The organism is Pseudomonas syringae (assembly GCF_023278085.1).
Taxonomy (GTDB): Bacteria; Pseudomonadota; Gammaproteobacteria; order Pseudomonadales; family Pseudomonadaceae; genus Aquipseudomonas; species Aquipseudomonas syringae_Q.
In genome coordinates this window covers 3,734,629-3,750,485 of the sequence record NZ_CP066265.1, presented here as the reverse complement: position 1 = coordinate 3,750,485, position 15,857 = coordinate 3,734,629, and the positions used below count along the sequence as shown (strand labels likewise).

The 15,857-nt window shown below is 58.6% G+C and carries 24 protein-coding genes; 19 read left to right on the top strand and 5 right to left on the bottom strand.

Annotated features, from left to right (window positions below; all coding sequences use genetic code 11):
* Positions 1-38 precede the first annotated feature (38 nt).
* From I9H07_RS25130 to I9H07_RS16700, 4 genes are all read left to right on the top strand, one after another.
* Positions 39-296, top strand: coding sequence for a DUF1654 domain-containing protein (locus I9H07_RS25130; protein ID WP_419204113.1), 258 nt, complete (start codon positions 39-41; stop codon positions 294-296).
* Between the two features lie 117 nt (positions 297-413).
* Positions 414-983 (top strand): hypothetical protein, encoded by a 570-nt coding sequence (locus I9H07_RS16710; RefSeq protein WP_236424640.1) that lies wholly within the window; start codon positions 414-416, stop codon positions 981-983.
* Between the two features lie 13 nt (positions 984-996).
* Positions 997-1,242 carry a hypothetical protein gene (locus I9H07_RS16705; protein ID WP_236424643.1) on the top strand — a complete coding sequence of 82 codons (246 nt, stop codon included), beginning with the start codon at positions 997-999 and terminating at the stop codon, positions 1,240-1,242.
* Positions 1,242-1,493: a hypothetical protein gene (locus I9H07_RS16700; protein ID WP_236424645.1), complete on the top strand. Its 252-nt coding sequence runs from the start codon at positions 1,242-1,244 to the stop codon at positions 1,491-1,493. Before I9H07_RS16705 ends, I9H07_RS16700 begins: the two co-directional genes overlap by 1 nt.
* 26 nt (positions 1,494-1,519) lie before the next feature.
* On the opposite strand, the gene I9H07_RS16695 is transcribed toward I9H07_RS16700, so the two are convergent.
* Complete coding sequence (locus tag I9H07_RS16695; RefSeq protein ID WP_236424648.1) at positions 1,520-2,359, bottom strand: S24 family peptidase; 840 nt, start codon at positions 2,357-2,359, stop codon at positions 1,520-1,522.
* Between the two features lie 27 nt (positions 2,360-2,386).
* On the opposite strand from I9H07_RS16695, the gene I9H07_RS16690 reads away from it, so the two are divergent.
* Genes I9H07_RS16690 through I9H07_RS16680 form a run of 3 tightly spaced genes read left to right on the top strand, consistent with a single transcriptional unit; the run spans position 2,387 to position 4,127 of the window.
* A complete protein-coding gene (locus I9H07_RS16690; RefSeq protein WP_236424649.1) occupies positions 2,387-2,611 on the top strand; it encodes a Cro/CI family transcriptional regulator in 225 nt (74 codons plus the stop codon).
* A 2-nt stretch (positions 2,612-2,613) separates the two neighbouring features.
* Positions 2,614-3,231, top strand: a complete 618-nt coding sequence (locus tag I9H07_RS16685; protein ID WP_236424651.1) for a DnaB helicase C-terminal domain-containing protein — start codon at positions 2,614-2,616, stop codon at positions 3,229-3,231.
* A gap of 5 nt (positions 3,232-3,236) precedes the next feature.
* Positions 3,237-4,127, top strand: a complete 891-nt coding sequence (locus tag I9H07_RS16680; RefSeq protein WP_236424652.1) for a hypothetical protein — start codon at positions 3,237-3,239, stop codon at positions 4,125-4,127.
* A 655-nt stretch (positions 4,128-4,782) separates the two neighbouring features.
* Here I9H07_RS16680 and I9H07_RS16675 read toward each other — a convergent pair.
* The 3 genes from I9H07_RS16675 to I9H07_RS16665 all read right to left on the bottom strand — a co-directional run bounded on the left by I9H07_RS16675 (position 4,783) and on the right by I9H07_RS16665 (position 7,965).
* Entirely contained in the window at positions 4,783-5,052 is a 270-nt protein-coding gene (locus I9H07_RS16675; RefSeq protein WP_005743470.1) for an ogr/Delta-like zinc finger family protein, read from the bottom strand.
* A gap of 77 nt (positions 5,053-5,129) precedes the next feature.
* Complete coding sequence (locus I9H07_RS16670) at positions 5,130-5,984, bottom strand: phage portal protein (RefSeq protein WP_236424672.1); 855 nt, start codon at positions 5,982-5,984, stop codon at positions 5,130-5,132.
* Positions 5,911-7,965 (bottom strand): terminase large subunit domain-containing protein, encoded by a 2,055-nt coding sequence (locus I9H07_RS16665; protein ID WP_236424653.1) that lies wholly within the window; start codon positions 7,963-7,965, stop codon positions 5,911-5,913. Before I9H07_RS16665 ends, I9H07_RS16670 begins: the two co-directional genes overlap by 74 nt.
* Before the next feature lie 161 nt (positions 7,966-8,126).
* Between I9H07_RS16665 and I9H07_RS16660 the strand changes: the two genes are divergently transcribed.
* From I9H07_RS16660 to gpM, 3 genes are read left to right on the top strand one after another with little or no spacing between them, the layout of a single operon-like run.
* A complete protein-coding gene (locus I9H07_RS16660) occupies positions 8,127-9,068 on the top strand; it encodes a GPO family capsid scaffolding protein (RefSeq protein ID WP_236424654.1) in 942 nt (313 codons plus the stop codon).
* 1 nt (position 9,069) lies between these two features.
* Positions 9,070-10,092 carry a phage major capsid protein, P2 family gene (locus I9H07_RS16655; protein WP_005737195.1) on the top strand — a complete coding sequence of 341 codons (1,023 nt, stop codon included), beginning with the start codon at positions 9,070-9,072 and terminating at the stop codon, positions 10,090-10,092.
* Complete coding sequence (gene gpM, locus I9H07_RS16650) at positions 10,089-10,811, top strand: phage terminase small subunit (RefSeq protein WP_236424655.1); 723 nt, start codon at positions 10,089-10,091, stop codon at positions 10,809-10,811. Before I9H07_RS16655 ends, gpM begins: the two co-directional genes overlap by 4 nt.
* Positions 10,812-10,952: 141 nt before the next feature.
* Here the strand turns inward: gpM and I9H07_RS16645 are convergent, their stop codons facing one another.
* Complete coding sequence (locus I9H07_RS16645; protein WP_003342323.1) at positions 10,953-11,249, bottom strand: hypothetical protein; 297 nt, start codon at positions 11,247-11,249, stop codon at positions 10,953-10,955.
* A gap of 35 nt (positions 11,250-11,284) precedes the next feature.
* Between I9H07_RS16645 and I9H07_RS16640 the strand changes: the two genes are divergently transcribed.
* The 9 genes from I9H07_RS16640 to I9H07_RS16600 are packed head-to-tail and all read left to right on the top strand — an operon-like array spanning position 11,285 to position 15,842.
* A complete protein-coding gene (locus I9H07_RS16640; protein ID WP_236424656.1) occupies positions 11,285-11,746 on the top strand; it encodes a head completion/stabilization protein in 462 nt (153 codons plus the stop codon).
* Positions 11,743-12,186, top strand: coding sequence for a phage tail protein (locus I9H07_RS16635; RefSeq protein WP_024642300.1), 444 nt, complete (start codon positions 11,743-11,745; stop codon positions 12,184-12,186). Before I9H07_RS16640 ends, I9H07_RS16635 begins: the two co-directional genes overlap by 4 nt.
* The gene (locus tag I9H07_RS16630) at positions 12,176-12,844 is read left to right on the top strand and encodes a phage virion morphogenesis protein (protein WP_236424658.1); all 669 of its coding nucleotides are present in this window, start codon (positions 12,176-12,178) and stop codon (positions 12,842-12,844) included. Before I9H07_RS16635 ends, I9H07_RS16630 begins: the two co-directional genes overlap by 11 nt.
* A gap of 14 nt (positions 12,845-12,858) precedes the next feature.
* A complete protein-coding gene (locus I9H07_RS16625; protein ID WP_236424660.1) occupies positions 12,859-13,971 on the top strand; it encodes a DUF2586 domain-containing protein in 1,113 nt (370 codons plus the stop codon).
* A 3-nt stretch (positions 13,972-13,974) separates the two neighbouring features.
* The gene (locus tag I9H07_RS16620) at positions 13,975-14,427 is read left to right on the top strand and encodes a phage protein (RefSeq protein WP_003342306.1); all 453 of its coding nucleotides are present in this window, start codon (positions 13,975-13,977) and stop codon (positions 14,425-14,427) included.
* Positions 14,427-14,636, top strand: coding sequence for a TraR/DksA family transcriptional regulator (locus I9H07_RS16615; protein WP_004415373.1), 210 nt, complete (start codon positions 14,427-14,429; stop codon positions 14,634-14,636). Before I9H07_RS16620 ends, I9H07_RS16615 begins: the two co-directional genes overlap by 1 nt.
* A complete protein-coding gene (locus I9H07_RS16610) occupies positions 14,636-14,842 on the top strand; it encodes a hypothetical protein (protein ID WP_004415377.1) in 207 nt (68 codons plus the stop codon). Before I9H07_RS16615 ends, I9H07_RS16610 begins: the two co-directional genes overlap by 1 nt.
* Positions 14,839-15,366, top strand: a complete 528-nt coding sequence (locus I9H07_RS16605; protein ID WP_236424662.1) for a lysozyme — start codon at positions 14,839-14,841, stop codon at positions 15,364-15,366. The genes I9H07_RS16610 and I9H07_RS16605 overlap by 4 nt, the downstream gene beginning before the upstream one ends.
* Positions 15,363-15,842 (top strand): lysis system i-spanin subunit Rz, encoded by a 480-nt coding sequence (locus I9H07_RS16600; RefSeq protein WP_236424663.1) that lies wholly within the window; start codon positions 15,363-15,365, stop codon positions 15,840-15,842. The genes I9H07_RS16605 and I9H07_RS16600 overlap by 4 nt, the downstream gene beginning before the upstream one ends.
* Positions 15,843-15,857: the final 15 nt, after the last annotated feature.

Below are 15,857 nucleotides of genomic sequence, written 5' to 3'. Positions count from 1 at the left end.
TATACTGTACGTTCATACAGTTACATTTTGGAGTATTTATGCTGCAGGAAGTCCCTATAGGTGTCGCTCGCCAGCCGTCCACGCCCTTTCAAAGGCTGCTTAGGCGCATCTACCGACAGATCAATAGTCCTGCTTCCCAAAACACCCGACATACAACCATAGCCAAGCAACCCGATGAGAGCGCGTCAGACTGGGACGTGTTCCTGGAGCAACTGGAGCTTGAAGAAAGCGTACGTGTCACCCGCGTTGAACGCGGAGTCGCACGACTGAAATGGACGAATCAGCACCCGAGCTGACGTTTACCGCAGGTTAATAAAAGTAACCTGCGGTATTGCTTATTTGCGTTACCTGAGGTTAATCTACGCTCATCAGTTCAGCGCCAGGCGCTGCAGCGATCAAAGCGGAGATTAAAGATGCACCTGGTAACCCTTTCCTCGGAAGCAAGATCCCACCTAATCGTGCAGCTGGATAATAGCCAGCAACGTAGGGCAGGCTTCGTCTGTGCCTATCCGCTTAACGACACCTATGACCAAGTTATGGACGTCGCACAACTCATGGTGATTCCAGGCTCGTCGGAATGGCACGTCTGGATGACCATGGCTGGACGAACGACAACCGTTGCTATCCCGTGCAGCAGCGCAACGCCAGAGCGTATTACTCAAGTCATGGAAGACCATGTCAATTCAGACGTCGAAAAATCGCCAGGTCCGGATGTGATTCTGCATGCTCAATGTGATCTGGAGTGGACAATAAGAATTGCTATCGTAATGAAGCACGGCTCCTATCTAATCCCATCTGCTGAACTAGCTGATTTGTATCTCGTGATTGAAGGGGCGTTACAGGGCTATAAGCGGCCAAATTTTCGATTTGTGTTGAGCGGCGTGTCGCTGACTTTACCGATGCATCTTCCTCGCTCAAGTGACTTGGCTTTTCAATTGCTGATTGGCTGCACTAGAGAATTTATCAGTAATTACAAAAGCTGATGAGGAAAGGTAGATGAATGTTCCGCCAAACGAAAACGGTATGAATCTAAAGATTAATATCACCGAGCCTAGCACTCTTAAATTGCTTGTAGACAGCATCGAAGGATATCGAGTTGCAAACGTTGCTCTTGATGATGCTGTTGGCAGCGGGGACTGGGGGGCCATTTGTGGAATGCAAGGACTGCGCACAATGCACGCAAGCACGATTGCTCTTATCGTGAATCAATACGCAGATATTCGAGTAGGAGGGGTACACTAATGATTGGTATTCCAAAAACAGGTACTTTGGCCAAAGGATGTGTCAGTGCCAACGTAACGACAGGATACAAGTTAACGACAACCGATGGCAGGCCAGCACGTTTAGCTATCATCGATGACGAAGGCAACGTCGTTGAAGCTGGAGAAGAGGTGGCCAAAGAAGTTTGGAATGTCGCCATTGCAGTAATGAAGAACTTCAGGATCGGCAAGGGTCACATTGTTGTGCATAGCACGCCACCGGGCTCCTCATGACAGTCTAAGTGAGTATGAATAGGCCGTTACATACCTGTGATTTTGGCATCTATGGCGCGGCCAATAATTTCCCAATTACCCTCAAGCTGCACGGTTTGGTAAGCCTGATTCAGTGGCACAAGGTAACCAACACCTGCGTCCAAAATGTACTGTTTGAAAGTCGTATCACCTGTAGCGGTGTGGCGGGCAATGTAGAATTTCCCGCTGATGATATCGAATCCTTCAGGCCGGATCAGGATGGGCGTACCTTCGGGGAAGGTAGGCGGGGTATCAGATGTCATCGACTTGCCCTTCACCCTCAACCAGTAGCCACTCGGCCCCGCATTCTCGGTGGAGCTGAGCCACTCATCAGCGATCCCCAAGGGATAGGCCCCCGCCGATTCAATCCCAGCGCCTGCGTCAACCCAAGTAATAAGTGGGTAGTCCTTCGCTTCCCTTCGAGGCTGCACCATAGGGGTCACGTTGCTGTGATCGGTCGTAGCTGCCAGATCTGCAATCTCCGCTGCCAGGCGCGGACTAAACCGATCAACTGGTTCACCTAACAGCCTCGCCAGGGCGGATGCAAACCTAGCATTCAATGCGTTGGTCCCGCTGAGGTAGTGCGCCACTGCAGCAGGACTGACGCCTATCTCGTCCGCTATCTTTCTTTTGTTGAGCTTCAGCTCATTTTTTTTTGACAGGTACAGGGCGTTCGCCGCTTGGCATTCGGCTAATAGCTTGGGGGGGAGAGGGGGCTTTTTGGTCATAGGAGGCAATGATAAACCGGAGGTTAATCTAAAAAGATTACCTGCGGGTTCGTCTTCTCCGTTTTTATGGATACCTAAGGTTACTTTCGTCTTGTTTAAAAAATTACCGGAGGTTAACATTTAGACATCCAGTCAGAGAGTTCTGCCATGAATCAAATCCCATTGCCCGATCTGGTCGCCAAGATCGGTCAGGCATCGGTTGCTGAAGCGTTCGGTATCAGCCCTGCAGCAGTGCACAAGGCGATCCGTTTAGGGCGTCAGATCATGGTCACAGTCAACGATGACGGTACCTACTCCGCGCACGAGCTTCGCCCATTCCCGCATCACAAAGCGGTGAACGTCGTGCAGGCTAAAGCCAGCAGGCTCCTGTGACTATGTCCAACTCCGGACAGCTATTGGTCTCGCGGGATCAGGTGCTTGTGGCCCACGCCGCAGAGATGATTGCGCGCACTGGTTTCAGCCAAGACGACTTTGCGCAGTCATTGAGCGTACAGCTACATTCCCTGGTCCCTGAGAAAGCGGTTAGCAAGGACGTTCCCGATTTCACCCTGCTTGCCCAGGGAAACGACACCGTCGCTTTCTTGAAAGCCTCCGGAGCCTGGCTACGCCGGTTAGGCCGTTGGTTGAGCGGGGAGGTCGATCTGCCGAGCTGGATTGAAGAATCATGGGTTCTTTCTCTGGACGCTGATCATCAAGAGCGCTGCATCAACGAGCTGGCCAGCCGACACGGTCTGACGGGAGCGCGTGAATTGAACGGTGACGGGAATCCCGTCGGTGTGTTCGGGCAATTGGTGGCTCGCCTGGGGGCAACAGTGCAACTCGGTAGCGAGATCCTCGAGGACGGTCGGATCGACATTGATGACCTCGAAAAGCTACCCGAGTTTGTCGACCGGCTCCGGGCTGTAGAGGCTCGTTGCAGTGAGCTGCGTTCTCGTGCTCAGACAGTTATTGACGACCGTCCAGGCGTCACCTTGCTTCATCAGGTGAATTAGCGTCTGTGACAGTTCTCGATAAGGACATCCCCTCACGCGATCGAAAGGCCAGCCCCGGAAAGGGCCGGCCTACTGCCACGCCTCGCGACAAAAAAGATCCTCACGCCGCGCTCCATGCGCCAGTGCGTCCCCCTCGTTTCAGAGAAAAGCGGAACCTAACTGCTGATCAGCTGAAAATTCCTCTTGTTCGCATGGCGTTCTCCAGGCTCAGCCAGATCTTAGATCTGCGTGGCAAATACCTCCGGAGCCTTGACACTATCCACGGTAGCCGTCGCACGCGTTCAGAGCCATTTGTGGCGCTTTCTAGGGTTGCTGAGCAATTGTTGTTGCGCCTGGACCTGGCTACAGGTGTATTGGGTTGGCTCGACGTAGAGCGTGGACAATTCTTTCTCAACACCCAGTGCGGTGTTGCCGAGGACAGCGATATTTCGCCAGCGTCACTTAACCGGCTTATCTGTGGGCTTGAAATCGCAGGGCTAGTCTACCGAAGGATCGAGAAGGTCCGGCTCGATGAGAAAGATAATGCAGGCTTGAACCTGGTTCGTACTCGATGCCTGATCCGGTTCACTGAAAAGTTCTTCAGTGAACTCGGCTGTCGGTACCTTTGGCACAAGGCCAAGAAGGCTGCAATCAAGAAGCGTGAGCGCCAGTTACGCGAGGTTGGTGCCCTTCGTGCGGTTCGACAGGAGAAGGCATCTATTGAGACCCTACGGCGGGAGACGTCGAGGCGCAAGTGGCAGCAGAGCGAGGCGCGCAAGGCGTCTCCAGACGCCCAGGCTGCCCCTAGCTCGAACAGCCAGCACCGACCGCCATTAACGCCTGGTGGTGGGTCGTCAGGGCCTGACGACGCCTTAGCCCGCCTGCTGCGAAGTGTCCAGGTCAAGAAAGACACGTAACCCCCCGAACATATCGCGCCCCATGCGAGGCCAGGTCACGCCTGGCGTCTGAAAAACTCCCTCTCCCAACCTTACTCCCCCCTGACGTACCGGCAGAACGCCACGTTTGTGTCCGTTTTCTGTCGCCATTTTTCGGCTGCGCCGGCGGAATTCGCCCACGTCCAGGAAGCATTTGAATTAAATGGAATTTTAAACCCCCTACAGTACCCCCGTTGGGTAAAGAAAGAGGCTTCCGGAGTCGTTCGGGGTATCGCGTGTTGGGTACATGATTATGCCTTCGCCCAAGGGCTCAGCTCGCTGCGCTCAGCTTTCCAGAGGATCGCGGGCTACGCGCCCGCCTAGCGGCAGGGCAGTGCCCTGCACCCATCGCTGGCACTTCGGCACAAGGTGCCTAAGGTCCATCGGGCCAAGAGCGGTAATTGGGCGCGCCGAGGCGACATCGAAATATTGAGAGAGGCGCTCGCGGGCTTAACGCTTGGGCGCGCTTCAGAGTTCTGGGTAAGGTTTTGTCGGACAACCGGCCGCTGCGCGGGTTCCGCCGCGCCGGATTTTTATTCAGTCAAGGGGGATTGTGTTGGCGGCTTATATGCCTGCGGAGCAGGCATGGCGGCGGATGTTATTGCGAGGGTAGCCTTGGGTAGGCGAGGGAGTGCGGTTAAACAGACGCAGTTCTGTCCAAGCTAGCGAGAATTTCCTGCTGACGCTCGACAGGCATGTCCCGCAGTCGATCGAACAATGCTGATTCCAGCGTCCCTACTTTACGAGCAGATTCCCTCAGTGTGTGTGAATACACAAGATTTGCGACCCAAGTGTGGCCGCAAGTTGCGTCCAAGCATTGGCAATACAACTTCACATATTGGCACGTCACTTCCTCTCTTGAACCGATCCGGCCCTTGTGACCGCACGATGTACATTTGATCCTCATAAGTCCCTCTCCCAAGGTAATAATCTATGGCGTCATTTTGCCATGTTTTTAATGTGCTTACTCGATTTGTTGTTTATTTATACAGTGGTTTCCGATGAGGCCGGGACTGCCTTCCAGGCAAATCGCCTGTCCTCTCGCAGCGTCTCATTGGCTTGGTCAAACAACTGGCAGATCGGCCTAATCTCGTTGCTGGTATAAACGCGGTCTATCTTCTCGATGTCGCCGAATCCGCCGCTGTTCTCCGGGATGATTCCGGCCAGCGCCGGGTTCATGCGCCAGGCCGCGATCACGTCATTGCGCGTGATGTTCTTCACCTTCTCCAGTTCGTCCTTGGCCTGGAAGTCGCCCACCGGGATGATCTGAATGGCCTTCTCGGAGCCGCCTGGAATGTTGACGAACATCGATCGGAAGTTGCCCACGCCTTTGCTGGCCGTGATCTGGGCACGCAACTCCTCTTCGTCCTCCTCGGTCAGGTTCGGGTCGTTGGTGTAGAAGATGTATCCCGCGTGCGCGCCGTTGCTGTAGTAGCGCCGGCGAAACAGCGTCGCGGCTTCGTTGAGCAGCAGCGCCTGCAGGCCGCCCAGGTACTCAGGCACGCCATAAATGTTCTGCTCTACGTCGTAGTTGAGGACGTGCTCGATCTCGTCGGCGTCAAACTCGGTTTCCTTACCGTTCTGTTCCAACTGGACGAACCCACCGTCGACCTTCACCCGCATGTTGATGGCAGGTAGGTGTCGCAGCTCCAGGATCTGGCCGAGCATATTGGGTACGCGGTAGAAGTACGCTTCGCCAAACACCATGAAGTCCAGCGCAGCCCGACTCATATCGGCCACTGACAGGCCGGCCGAAGGGATGAACTCACGCAGCAGCAGATTGCGTTTGAACCCTGGTATCGCGCCGTGGTGTGCGTTGGCCTTGAGGAGCTTGGCCAGCCCCCTGCGTGAGACTGGCGGCGTGAAGATGCGACCGTCGTCGCTGGCGAACACGCCCAGGTACTGCGCGATGTTGTCGGTCAGCACGGATTCCGGCGCACCGAATGTGAATGCACGCATGGGCCGTTGCGCCGGTTTTTCCTGCTGCAGGGTTTTGGGTTTTGCCATGGGAAGTTGATCCAGTGAGTGCGTAGCGACTGCGCCGCTTTTTGTCGGTGTTGAGGGGTTCGTACTGCAGGGCGTGCATGACCGCCCAGGCCACGTCCGCGTGACCGGTCGCGTCGGTTCGCGACGCGCTGTAGGTCACCTGGCCGCTGGCGGTTGTGCCGCGCTTGATTGTCAGGAAGGCCTGGGCGATATCGTTCCAGCCGGCGTCCCATTCGATGCGGCTGCCCTGGATGGTGTCCTGCGCCTTGAGTACCAATAGGTTCTTGGTTTCCAGGCTGTAGTGGATCGAGGTCGCACGCGGGTAGAAGTCGCGCACCAGGTCGAAGACGCCGTAGCCGATGCCGGTCGTGTCGATCCCGATGTGCTGAACGTTGAAGCGCTCGGTCAGCTTCTTGACCTGCTCGGCCTGGTACTTGAATGACTGACCACGCCAGCTGTGCTTCTCCAGGATCCGGAACTTGCCGCCGTTCTGCAGCGGCGGTGCGATGACCACGCACGTCGCGTCGTCACGTGTCCGGCTCGGGTCGTAACCGATCCAGACCGGGCTGTTGCCATACGGGCGCGGATCGTCCGGGTCGAAGTCGGCCCACAAAGACAGGTCCGAGTAGCAGCGCTCCAGATCTGCCAGGGAAAACGCGCTCTGGCTGCTGTCGATGAATTTGCACATGAACAGCTGCTGGAATTTGTCGTCGTCGTACTCTAGCTGCAGCTGCTCAAGGTCGAACAGATCGCAGCCGCCGGCGATGGCGTCCAGGATGGTGATGACCTTGCGCCACTGACCGTCCGGACATAGCGCGCCGGCAGAGATCTGTTTGTCGCTCGGCCAGGGATCTTTGGCCGCCTTGCGTTTGCTGTTGCGGAATTTCTCACCCTGCCAGAACGGGTACGCCTGATGCGATACGGCGCTAGGCGTGGAGAAATAGGTTTTGCGCCACTTCTTATGGGTCGCCATGGCGCTGGCCACGGTGTTCAGTTTCTCGAAGTCGCGGATCCAGAAATATTCGTCGACATACACATGGCCATGGTGGCCCTGCGCAGTGCTGCTGTTGGTACTGAGAAAGCGCAGCTCGGCCCAGGGCTTGCCGTCCTTGCTGAGTACGATCGGGTTGCCGGTCAGCTCCAGGCCAAACCACGCCTGGGCGAAGGCGATGATGTAGCTGCGGAAAATCTCGGACTGGGCGCGGCTGGCCGACAGGAACACCTGGTTATCGCCCGTCAGCACCGCGTCCATGAAGGCTTCGCCGGCGAAGTAGTAGGTCAGGCCCACCTGGCGGCTTTTGAGGATGTTCCGGATCCTGGCGGTCAGCGGGTTCTGTTTCGCGGCGAACAGCTCTTTCTGGTAGCCGTACATTTTGCTGATGAACTTGTCGAGAAAGTCCACTTCGCGCAGCTCGCTGACGTCGTTCTTGACCTTCTTTTCCCGCTTCTTGCCGTCGCGCTTGCCACGCTCCCGACGCTCACCGCGTTGATCATCGCGGCGATGACCATCGTCGTCCTGGTCATCACGGATCGGCGCAGCCACCGGCTTTACACACTGCTTGACCAGTCGTTCGCGAACAGTCGTCAACCGGTCCAATTCGTCCAGTTCGCCCTTGGTCAGCGAGTCGGCTTTCTCCAGAAGCAAGGTGATACGCCTGCTGACGGCGGTCAGCGGTTCTTCATCCGTCAGCATGTCTTCCCAGCCACCAACGCGGATCCAGTGGTACACGATCCGGATGTTGGGCAGGTTCAACTGCGCCTGAATTTCCTTGGCCTTGTGACGGCGTAGAAACAGGCGTTTGGCGGCTTCTTTGACTTCGGTTGAGTAGTACATGGGCCGAAGTCTATGCGGCGAAAACGCGGAAAACGTGCAGTTAAAATCCGTGTTTCTCCTATAAATCAAATATAGGAGAAACGCGAAAGTAAACCGTTTGTTGGAGGCGTTGCGGCTCCCTATCTTGGGGCCTCAACTTACCGATGAGCGCAGTTCTTCACATGCCCCGTTCCCTTGTCAGCTTCTGGAAACGCGTCGCCACCAGCGGTCCTACTGTCGATGGTCGCGTCATCACGCCCCAAGAACTGCGCGACATCGCCGAGACGTACAGCACTACTACTTACACGGCCACCATCTGGTCCGAACATGACCGCTGGCCAGGCTCCTACGGCACCGTGTTTGCCGTGCGCCTGATCGAGGACGTCGAGGGTCTGGCCCCCGGCCAAGTAGCGCTCGAAGCGCAGTTGAAGCCCAACCAAAAGCTGCTGTGGCTCAACGACCAAGGCGAAAAGCTCTTCACCAGCATCGAGATCATGCCCGACTTCGCTGGCACCGGCAGGGCGTACCTGACCGGCCTGGCCGTCACCGACGAGCCGGCGAGCCTGGGCACTCAAGAACTCTACTTCTCCCGCAACCCCGGCAACCCCGGCAATCCCGGCAAGCGCGTGCATTACGCGGCGGCCGTCCCGCTGGGTTCGATTGGTGAAGACGAACCGCAGGGCGAGGTGGCCAAGCTGTTCAGCATGTTCACCGGCCTGTTCAAGCGCTTTGGCATTGAAGAGGTGCCAGCCGAAACCACCCCGCAAACCCCTACCGAGAGCAAACCCCCAATGGATGAAGCTACAGCCAAAGCGCTGCAGGCCTTGATCGAACAGCAACTGATCGTCACTGCCGGCATTCAGGCGCTGATTGACAGTTTCGCAGAGGCACCGCCGGCACCCGACCAGGCCCCGATTGACGACGTACAGACTGCGGTCGATGACATCGTGGCCACCGCCGAAGACGAAAAGCAGTTGAGCCGCAAGGGCTCGTCCAACGCTGCAGTGCTGGCCGGCATGAACAAGCTGCAGGCGCAATTCAGCGCGTTGCTGGACAAGCCGGAAGGCCGCCACCTGTCACGCACCACTGGTGCCGCTGACCCTAAACCGAAGCGGGTACTCTGACATGGCCCAGTCACTGAGCGCATACGGCGCGAAGATGTTTGCGGCCTTGCAGGTTTCCCTGGCTGAGTCTTACGGTGTCGAGTTGGCCAGCAAGACGTTCAGCGTCGAGCCATCGATTGCCCAGGAACTCAACGAGGCGATCACCCACAAGTCCGATTTCCTGCAGCGCATCAACGTCATCGGTGTGACCGAGATCAAAGGTCAAAAGGTGTTTCTGGGCGTGTCAGGTCCTGTGACCGGTCGCACTAACACCAAGACCACCGATCGTGAAGCCAAGGACGCATCGGCGCTTGATGACAGCACCTACGAGCTGTTTTCCACCGAGTCCGACGTCAGCCTTCCTTACGCCAAGATCGACGCCTGGGCCAAGTTCCCGGACTTCCAGCAGCGTTACTCCGCAGCGGTGCAGAAGCAGATCGCACTCGACCGTCTGATGATCGGCTTCCACGGCATCAAAGCGGCTGCGCAGACCAATCTCACTGAATTTCCGATGCTGCAGGACGTGAACAAGGGTTGGCTGCAGATCGCTCGTGAGCAGATCCCTGAACAGGTTCTGAGCCAAGGCCTGGAAGCGGGCAAGGTCAGGATGGGCGAAGGTGGCGACTACGCCAACCTGGACGCTCTGGTGCATGACACCAAGCAGATGGTCGACGAGCGCGTTCGCGATGGCGGCGACCTGATCGCAATCATTGGCAGTGACCTTCTGGCAGCCGACAAGGCCAAGCTGTACGCCAAGCAAGGCGACGTGCCGACCGAGAAAGAACGCATCGAAGACGCTCAGGTCATCGCGACCTACGGCGGTCTGCCAAGCTTCAGCGTGCCGTTCTTCCCGGTCAACGCCGTTGTGGTCACCAGCTTCGACAACCTGTCGATCTACTTCCAGGACTCCAGCTGGCGCAAGCAGACCGTTGATAACCCGAAGCGCTCCCGCGTCGAGGATTACAACAGCCGTAACGAAGGCTATGTGATCGAGCAGCTGGAAAAGTTCGCCATGACTGAAAACGTCGAATTGGTGAAGGCATGAGCCTGGCACTGGCGCACAAACGCCGCTTGATCGCAGAAGGCCCAGCGGCTGCGGTCGCCGGTGCACAGATGGCTTATTCGGCTGACACCGCGTTGTCCAGTCCTGCCAATGCACGCAAGCACTTAAAGCTGATGGAAGACGCCTTGGCGGGCGATCTGGAGCGCATCAGCGCGATCAACAGCCGCGAACAGCGCCAGCTGCTCAAGCGTGACGAGCTGCTGCCCAAGTACCTGGATTACGTACAGCGGTACCGCGATTCGGAATTGAATTTCCAGAACTCGGTGCTGGTGTATGTCCTGATCTGGCTGTTCGACACCGAGCAGTTCACCCAGGGCCTGGAGCTGGCCGACTTCGCTATATCCCAGGGCCAGGCGCTGCCTGAGCGCTTCAACCGCGACATTCCGACCTTTGTTGCAGACGAGGTGATCGACTGGGCCGAGGCTGAGTTCAAGGCCAGGCGCAGCCCTGAGCCCTACGTTTCCAACCTGCTGCCCCGTGTCGACGGCGAATGGCAGCTGTTCGAACGCATTCCGGCTCGTTACCACAAGTTGCTGGGGATGATCGCGCTGCATCGCAAGGACTGGCCTGTCGCTATTCACCACTTCGAGCGAGCCGAACAGCTCTACGAAAGCATCGGTGTAGGGACGCGCCTGGCTGACTGCCGCAAGGCCCTGGCCAAAGCCCAAGCCACAGAAAACGTCGGCAACGGCACCGAATAACCGACTACCCCCCCCCGGCGAGAAACTGTGGATGTGAGCCAACCATTTTATGGCCCCTGACCCACTGAAACAGTTTTCCCGCCCCTAATACAAAAAGCCCCGCATTGGGCGGGGCTTTGTGAGGCACAGATGTTTAACGGATCACTGCGAGAGCTTATCTATCGCCATCTTCCCCTCAGGGAAGGTCGCGGTGACTTCCAAACTACTGCCTCCCAGCACGTGGACGCACTCCCTCAGTGCTATGACGTACCGGTCAGCGACTTTCAGCGCTGCCTTGATCGTCGCCACATGATCACCTTGGGTGCGCATAAACATAAGCGCCATTGCGTGTGCGTCCTCAAGTCTTCTATCGGAGAGCTGCTGCTTACGCCTGGCAGCGGTCTGGCGCGCCTTAAGACGCTCTTTCATAGAAACAACCTTTCCTTGTTCGTCGGTCATGTTGAGCAGTCCTCCTTGGCTTGTGGGGAAAGTGTATGAGCTTTTCCGGAAAACCCACGGTGCTGGTAGACGAACGGATCGGGAACGATGGTTTTTGGCCCGACCTATCGATAGCCGAGTTCCAGAAAGGTTACCGCCTGCCGGCGGAGTACCTGGTAGAGATGCTGGCCGCCGATCTGAACATGGCCATGGTCGAGGTCAATACCGATCTGGCCAAGTTAAAAGCGCGCTGGCAGGGCGCTGGCGTGTCCAACGTTGAATCCGCAGACACCACCGTCCTGCCAGAGCGCACCTTTCAAGCGGCGACCTATAAGCGCGCCGTCTACAGCCGCGCCAAAGCCAGCCTGCTGACTCAGTTCGCCACGGTCAACCGCCGCGAAAGCGCCGAAAACCTAGGCAAGGAATTGCCAGAGCGGTCCGAAACCTTCCTCGCTTTCAGCCAGGCCGCCGTGCGGTCGCTGCAGGGCCGTGGCCGCATCACGGCGGCGCTGCTGTGATCAAGCTGAAGGCGTTGACCGCCTACCTGCTCGAACGCCAATTGGTTGCCCCTGAGCAGCTCGACAGCTGGACCGACCAGGTGCAGGTGGAGCTGATCTGGAAACCTGACACCCAAGGCATGCACATGGGTGACATGAATTACGGCGCGACCATCTCGATCGAGCGGTTCGCGGATCACCCGGCGCGCCTGTTTGCCCTGGTAGGCAGCTGGCTGGAAACCCACGACCAGGACCGCGACGGTCTGCCAAACGTGGTGTTCGACGTGGTCATGCTCGACAACGACCTGGCCGACGTCGACATCAAGCTGCAGTTCACTGAAGCGCAGTACCTGGCCGAGGATCCTGCCGGCGAGATCGAGGCGTTCGGCAATACCTGGTCGTTCGTGCCGTTCGAACTGTGGGTGGCTGAAAGCGGCGAGGTGACCGGTCATGGCCTTTGATCTGGACATTCGCGGCATGCTCGAAGCCCAGGACCTGCTGGCTTTGATGGAACTGCCGATGCCCAAGCGCAGACGTCTGTTGAACAACGTGGCCAAGCGCGTGCGCAGTCTCAGCCGCCAGCGGATCCGCAATCAGCAGAACCTGAATGGAACCCCATTTGCTGCCCGCAAGGACACGTCCAAGGGCAAGAAAAAGATGGAAACCGGTCTGGGCAAACTGCTCGATGTCACCCGCTTGACCGGCACCGAAGCCGAACTGGGCTGGCGCAACACGCTGACCCGCTGGGTTGCCTCGCAGCAGCACAATGGCGTATCCGAACGACGCACCGCCGCGCAGATGCGCCAGTGGAACAAGGTTCCGCCGGGCACCGCCGCTACCGAAAAGCAGGCCAAGACCCTGCGCCGTCTGGGTTTCAAGACCCGTCAGAAAGGCAAAAAGACCCTGACCCGCCCATCCGTGGCGTGGATCCAGCAACACCTGAACTACGCCCGGGCGGGATTGCTGATCCGCGTTCTGGACGACGAACGAGCCGAATCCACCGGTGCGCAAAGCTGGAACATCCAGCTGCCTGCGCGTCAGTTCCTCGGTGCCAGCGACAGCGAAACCAGCCAACTGGTGAACCTGGTGCTGCAACAAATCCTTAATTCACCCCGCTAACGAGGCACCGCTTTATGGCACTCGGCAAAGTCAGCGTTAACAATCTCAACCTCGGCCAGGGTGCCGTGAGCGAGATCGAACGCTATTTCCTGTTCATCGGTCCCGCTGCCAAGAACGTCGGCAAGCTGGTCCCGTTGGACACCCAAAGTGATCTGGACGTCCAGCTGGGCGTTGCGGACAGCGACCTGAAAACCCAGATCCTGGCGGCGCGCAGCAACGGCGGCGATCGCTGGGCCTGCATCGCCGCTCCGATCGCGGGCGAAACCACCTGGCAACAGGCGCTTGAGAGCGCCATCCGCAGTTATTCCTTCGAAGCGGTGGTGATCGTCAATCCGGTGACCTCTCAGGCCGAGCTTTCAGCGATGCACGTTGCCGCCAATGACCTGAGCAACAAGCTGGGCCGCCGCGTCTTCGTGCTCGCCGCGACTGCCGGCATTGCTCCGCAGTTGAGTTGGAGCGCTTACGTTGTCGAGCAGAAAGCCATCGTCGGCGGCCTGGCTGCGCCTCGGGTTCTGCCGGTACCGCAACTGCACGGCAATAACCTGGGCGTGCTGGCCGGTCGACTGGCCAATGCCGCAGTGAGCATTGCCGACACTCCGATGCGCGTTGCCACCGGCGCGGTTCTGGGCCTGGGCGCTGAACCCAAAGACATGGACGGCATCCCGCTGAGCACCGCGGTGCTTTCGCAGCTCGACGCAGCGCGTTTGTCTGTGCCGCAGACGTACCCGGACTATCCGGGCACCTACTGGGGCGACGGCAACATGCTGGACACCCCCGGCAGTGACTTCCAGGTGATCGAGAACCTGCGTGTCGTGGACAAGGCAGCCCGCCGCGTGCGCGCTCTGCTGATCCGCTACGTAGGCGATCGGACCCTGAACAGCTCGGCCAACAGCATGGCGACCACTACGTCCAAGCTGATGGCCCCGCTGCGCGCGATGGCCAAGTCCACCAAGTTCGCCGGCCAGGTGTTCCCGGGCGAGATCGAGCAGCCCAAGGACGGCGACATCGTGCTGACCTGGACGAGCAAAACCTCTGTCGTGGCTTACCTCAAGCTGCGCCCCCTCAATTGCCCGAAAGACCTGACCGCGAACATCGCGCTGGACCTTTCCGTTACGGATTCGGAGTAACCCATGGCCGCAAAAATTGGCGGTAAGAACTTCGACGTGAACCTGGGCGATCTGCTCGTTCACGTCGAGGCCGGCACTATCGATATCACGGACAACAGCACCGTGGCCCAGACCAAGGGTGTGCCCAATGGTCACGTCGACGGCGATGTCGCTGCAGCCGGCGAACTGGAGCTGGACACCACCAACTTCAATCTGCTGATCGAGCAGGCCAAGACTGCGGGCAGTTTCCGCGAGCTGGAGCCGTTCGACATCGTGTTCTTCGCCAAGGCCGGCGAAGAGGAACTGCGCATCGAGGCCTTCGGCTGCAAGGTCCGCGTGTCGAGCCTGCTGAGCATCGATCCCAAGGGCGGCGCGAAGAACACCCACAAGGTGCCGTTCGACGTCACCAGTCCGGACTTCATCAAGATCAACGGCGTGCCGTACCTGGCTGCTGCTGAAATCGAGGGCCTGACGTAATGGTTTGCCCGTTCGATCGTGCGCAGGCTCTGGAGCAGCGACAGCGCGACCAGGCTATTGCGGCCCAGTTGGCCAAACCGCGAGCGAGCGGGCCGAGCCTCACCCATTGCCAGGACTGCGACAAGGAGATCCCACCGGCGCGCCAGGCGTTAGGCGGCATGACCCGTTGCGTGCCTTGCCAAACCGTGACCGAAAAAGGACTTCGCTGATGAGCACGAATCAAGTTGCTCAAGACACAGCCATTGCCCTGGTAAAGGCATCGCCAGCCATTGGTGTTGCCGCCACGGGCGCGACCGGTGCCGTTGACTGGTCGACAGTGGCCTACATGCTGACCGCGTTCTACATGGTGCTGCAGATCCTGCTGCTGATCCCCAAGTACCGTCAGATGCTGCGCGAGTGGGAGACCAAGGCATGAGCCTGCGCGTCAAGATCACCGCCGGCTTCCTGCTGCTCTGCAGCGGCACGTTGACCGCCTTCCTGGGCACCTGGGAAGGCAACGGCCAGAACGTGGTGTATGCCGACAAGCTGGCCGGCGGTTTGCCCACGGTCTGCAAGGGCATCACCAAGCACACCAGCCCGGATCCAGTGGTGGTCGGTGAATATTGGTCCGATGCGCGCTGCGCCGAGGTGGAGGGCCTGGTGATCGCCAAGGGCCAGTTGAGCCTGGCCGACTGCTTGAGCAACCAGGCGATCGGGCAGAACACGTTCGACGCCTTAAGCAGCCATGGCCACAACTTCGGCGTGCCGACGACGTGCGCAAGCCGTGCCGTGGGCCTGATCAATTCGGGCCGCATTGCCGAGGGCTGCAAAGCGCTGGCCTGGGCTTCCGACGGCACGACGCCGGTGTGGGCCTATGTGACCGGTGCCGACGGCCGTAAGACCTTCGTTCGTGGCCTGCACAACCGTCGGCTGGCCGAAATGAGGATGTGCCTGCAATGACCATCAGCCCGCTGCGCCTTGCCCTGGTTTTGCTGGTGGTCGGTCTGCTGACCTGGTGCGCTTTCGAGTACCAGGGCAACCAGCTCGTCGCTGCCCGCGCTGATCTGGTCGACGCTACTGCAGATCTGCACACCGAGCGAGAGGCGGCGCGCCTGGCCCGCGATCAGCTGGCAGCGCGGGACCAGCTCGACACCCACCACACCGAGGAACTGAATCGTGCCCGCGCTCAAATCAACACTCTGCAGCTTGCTGTTGCTGATGGCAGTTACCGGATGCGCATCAAAGCTTTCTGCCCCGCAGTGCCCGGTACCGCCAGCGCCGCCGGCCTGGCTGATGCAGGCAGCGCCGAACTCGCAGCAGACGCTCGATCGGATTATTTCACCCTCAGAGACGAGCTTGCCCTCAGCCGGCAAATGATCCTCGGCCTGCAGGACTACATCCGCCAGGTCGTGCAACGCACGCCGGCACAACCCTGACCCTTTACAACTCAA

Excerpts from the sequence above, each read along its gene's own strand:
- I9H07_RS16695 (WP_236424648.1), bottom strand. The coding sequence starts at position 2,359 with ATGTTAACCTCCGGTAATTTTTTAAACAAGACGAAAGTAACCTTAGGT.
- gpM (WP_236424655.1), top strand. The coding sequence starts at position 10,089 with ATGAGCCTGGCACTGGCGCACAAACGCCGCTTGATCGCAGAAGGCCCA.
- I9H07_RS16690 (WP_236424649.1), top strand. The coding sequence starts at position 2,387 with ATGAATCAAATCCCATTGCCCGATCTGGTCGCCAAGATCGGTCAGGCA.
- I9H07_RS16675 (WP_005743470.1), bottom strand. The coding sequence starts at position 5,052 with ATGAGGATCAAATGTACATCGTGCGGTCACAAGGGCCGGATCGGTTCA.
- I9H07_RS16655 (WP_005737195.1), top strand. The coding sequence starts at position 9,070 with ATGGCCCAGTCACTGAGCGCATACGGCGCGAAGATGTTTGCGGCCTTG.
- I9H07_RS16615 (WP_004415373.1), top strand. The coding sequence starts at position 14,427 with ATGGTTTGCCCGTTCGATCGTGCGCAGGCTCTGGAGCAGCGACAGCGC.
- I9H07_RS16660 (WP_236424654.1), top strand. The coding sequence starts at position 8,127 with ATGCCCCGTTCCCTTGTCAGCTTCTGGAAACGCGTCGCCACCAGCGGT.
- I9H07_RS16685 (WP_236424651.1), top strand. The coding sequence starts at position 2,614 with ATGTCCAACTCCGGACAGCTATTGGTCTCGCGGGATCAGGTGCTTGTG.
- I9H07_RS16710 (WP_236424640.1), top strand. The coding sequence starts at position 414 with ATGCACCTGGTAACCCTTTCCTCGGAAGCAAGATCCCACCTAATCGTG.
- I9H07_RS16625 (WP_236424660.1), top strand. The coding sequence starts at position 12,859 with ATGGCACTCGGCAAAGTCAGCGTTAACAATCTCAACCTCGGCCAGGGT.
- I9H07_RS25130 (WP_419204113.1), top strand. The coding sequence starts at position 39 with ATGCTGCAGGAAGTCCCTATAGGTGTCGCTCGCCAGCCGTCCACGCCC.
- I9H07_RS16665 (WP_236424653.1), bottom strand. The coding sequence starts at position 7,965 with ATGTACTACTCAACCGAAGTCAAAGAAGCCGCCAAACGCCTGTTTCTA.
- I9H07_RS16620 (WP_003342306.1), top strand. The coding sequence starts at position 13,975 with ATGGCCGCAAAAATTGGCGGTAAGAACTTCGACGTGAACCTGGGCGAT.
- I9H07_RS16605 (WP_236424662.1), top strand. The coding sequence starts at position 14,839 with ATGAGCCTGCGCGTCAAGATCACCGCCGGCTTCCTGCTGCTCTGCAGC.
- I9H07_RS16645 (WP_003342323.1), bottom strand. The coding sequence starts at position 11,249 with ATGACCGACGAACAAGGAAAGGTTGTTTCTATGAAAGAGCGTCTTAAG.
- I9H07_RS16630 (WP_236424658.1), top strand. The coding sequence starts at position 12,176 with ATGGCCTTTGATCTGGACATTCGCGGCATGCTCGAAGCCCAGGACCTG.
- I9H07_RS16640 (WP_236424656.1), top strand. The coding sequence starts at position 11,285 with ATGAGCTTTTCCGGAAAACCCACGGTGCTGGTAGACGAACGGATCGGG.
- I9H07_RS16700 (WP_236424645.1), top strand. The coding sequence starts at position 1,242 with ATGATTGGTATTCCAAAAACAGGTACTTTGGCCAAAGGATGTGTCAGT.
- I9H07_RS16705 (WP_236424643.1), top strand. The coding sequence starts at position 997 with ATGAATGTTCCGCCAAACGAAAACGGTATGAATCTAAAGATTAATATC.
- I9H07_RS16610 (WP_004415377.1), top strand. The coding sequence starts at position 14,636 with ATGAGCACGAATCAAGTTGCTCAAGACACAGCCATTGCCCTGGTAAAG.
- I9H07_RS16600 (WP_236424663.1), top strand. The coding sequence starts at position 15,363 with ATGACCATCAGCCCGCTGCGCCTTGCCCTGGTTTTGCTGGTGGTCGGT.